Source organism: Paenisporosarcina sp. P4_E4_2, from assembly GCF_056401595.1.
In genome coordinates this window covers 1-2,400 of record NZ_JBFUJC010000421.1, presented here as the reverse complement: position 1 = coordinate 2,400, position 2,400 = coordinate 1, and the positions used below count along the sequence as shown (strand labels likewise).

The following is a 2,400-nucleotide window of genomic DNA, read 5'->3' as shown; positions in this document are numbered from 1 at the left end:
TCGATTCTGTTAAACGAGGCGGTTTAGCTGCATATGGATTTGAATACTATGACATCGGGTACGAAGCTGGTCAAAAAGCTGTGAAAATCCTTAAAGGTGAAAGTAAGCCAGCCGAAATTCCAGTAGACATTCCACAAAAGTTAAAATTCATCATGAACAAAGATACAGCAGAAACAATCGGACTTGAGATAAAAGACGAGTGGAAAGCTGAATTCAGCAAATAAATCAGGAGGTGATTCTACATGTTTTCAGCAGTATTTGGCTCTGTGGAGCAAGGAATCATCTATGCAATCATGGCACTTGGTGTATATATTTCATTTCGTGTTTTGGATTTTCCGGATTTAACCGTTGACGGAAGTTTTGTATCAGGAGCTGCGGTTGCTGCCACGATGATCACCTTAGGATATCATCCAGTGGCAGCGACGGCTCTTGCCGTCATTGTAGGTTTTCTTGCAGGCTGTGTCACCGGCCTTCTACATACGAAAGGGAAAATCAATGCTCTACTTTCCGGGATTTTGATGATGATTGCGTTGTATTCCCTTAATCTTCGAATAATGGGACTGACCTCGGAAAATTCCATAGGTCGTCCGAATATCCCTTTACTAAATGCAGAGTCAATGTTCAATCAATTCCAATCTTTTTGGGGTTCTCTTGGAATCGACACCGCGGTGAATAATTTCCTCAGCATGCTGGGGGTACAGCATTTGCCAGCTACCTGGGGTACTTTATTCATTATGACCATCATCGTTTTGCTCATTAAATTTGTGGTTGATTGGTTCTTAAGAACAGAAATTGGCCTAGCGATTAGAGCGACCGGCGATAATAAGAAAATGATTCGTAGCCTGTCAGCCAATACTGACACACTCATTATTGTAGGACTTGGTTTTTCCAATGCTCTGGTGGCATTCTCAGGTGCATTGATTGCTCAATATGCAAAGTTTGCCGATATTGGGATGGGAATAGGAATGATCATCATTGGTCTCGCTTCCGTAATTATCGGTGAAGCAATATTCGGGACGAAAACCATTGTCCGTACGACATTTGCCGTTATAGCAGGTGCTATTATTTACCGAATTGTACTCGGACTGGCACTGAGAGTGGACTTTCTTGATACGGGAGACATGAAATTGATTACAGCGGTTATTGTAATCGGTGCATTGATCCTCCCTCAATACTTTGATAAGCGAAGAGAGAAAAGCAGAAAAGCCAAACGGCATGCGGAACGGTTAATGGAGTATCAATCGCGATCAAAAGGGGGAGCTGCAGTTGCTGAAACTCGTCCAGATTAACAAATTATTCAATGAAGCCACACCAGATGAAAAAATAGYATTAGACCAGATTAATCTCCATTTAAATCCAGGTGATTTCATGACGGTTATCGGAAGCAATGGCGCAGGGAAATCCACTATGTTGAATATGATTTCCGGCGCTCTGTCTCCTGATTTTGGCGAAATTGAAATCTCCAATAAAAATGTTACAAAAATGCCGGAGTATAAGCGTTCGCAGATGATTGGTCGTGTATTTCAAGACCCGATGGCTGGTACAGCACCTTCGATGACAATCGAAGAAAATCTAGCAATGGCCTATTCACGCAATAAGAAACGTTTATTAAGAATCGGTGTTGACAGGAAACGACGGGAATTATTTCGTGCATCTCTTGAAACACTTCATTTAAATCTTGAAAACCGCTTGAATGCGAAAGTGGGTTTGCTTTCTGGTGGTGAAAGACAAGCTCTTTCTCTATTAATGGCAACCTTTACACAACCGTCGATTTTACTACTGGATGAACATACAGCGGCACTGGATCCTTCCCGTGCGGAACTGATTACCAATTTAACAAAACAACTGGTTGAAAAGGATCAACTAACCACGCTGATGATCACGCATAATATGCAACAAGCTTTGGACTTAGGAAATAGATTAATCATGATGGACAAAGGACAAATTATTTTGGAATTTGACGTACAAGAGAAGAAGAATTTGACCATTCCTAAACTAATGGATGAATTCCAACGTATACGTGGCGAAAAACTTACCAGTGATAAAGCCTTATTGTCTGTTTGATTCAGGATGCCTTTTCAAAGTGAGTTCTGAATGAGTCTCATTCTTAAACATGTTCAATTTTATATACTTGTAGTTATTGAACCGAGAAACAACTAGTTTAATAACTTAAGGAGTGATTCGAATGCTTAATGCAAATATCAAAAGAACTGATTCAAGAGAATTATCTTCCGTATCTGTGAATACAGAAACAAATTCAATCGAATTTGAAGGTAATGAGTTTGGTATAAAAGATATACCCTTGGACAACCCCGTTACTGGAACGGTTTATGGTACATTATTGAACTTTAATGGTGGCCTTGAACGACTTGGTGATAAGGTTAATGATAAACCATACCT

The 2,400-nt window shown here is 40.2% G+C and carries 3 protein-coding genes and 1 pseudogene; all 4 read left to right on the top strand.

Annotated features, from left to right (window positions below; translation table 11 throughout):
- The coding region (locus tag AC1DSB_RS18100; RefSeq protein WP_477587291.1) for an ABC transporter substrate binding protein at positions 1-224 on the top strand (224 nt) is incomplete at its 5' end.
- 18 nt (positions 225-242) lie between these two features.
- Positions 243-1,289, top strand: a complete 1,047-nt coding sequence (locus tag AC1DSB_RS18095) for an ABC transporter permease (protein WP_477532136.1) — start codon at positions 243-245, stop codon at positions 1,287-1,289.
- A complete protein-coding gene (locus tag AC1DSB_RS18090; protein WP_477587290.1) occupies positions 1,267-2,064 on the top strand; it encodes an ABC transporter ATP-binding protein in 798 nt (265 codons plus the stop codon). Before AC1DSB_RS18095 ends, AC1DSB_RS18090 begins: the two co-directional genes overlap by 23 nt.
- A gap of 121 nt (positions 2,065-2,185) precedes the next feature.
- Positions 2,186-2,400, top strand: a pseudogene (locus AC1DSB_RS18085) (fumarylacetoacetate hydrolase family protein); the annotation flags it as partial.

Bases quoted from the DNA above. Each gene is read 5' to 3' on its own strand.
- AC1DSB_RS18095 (WP_477532136.1), top strand. From the start codon at position 243: ATGTTTTCAGCAGTATTTGGCTCTGTGGAGCAAGGAATCATCTATGCA.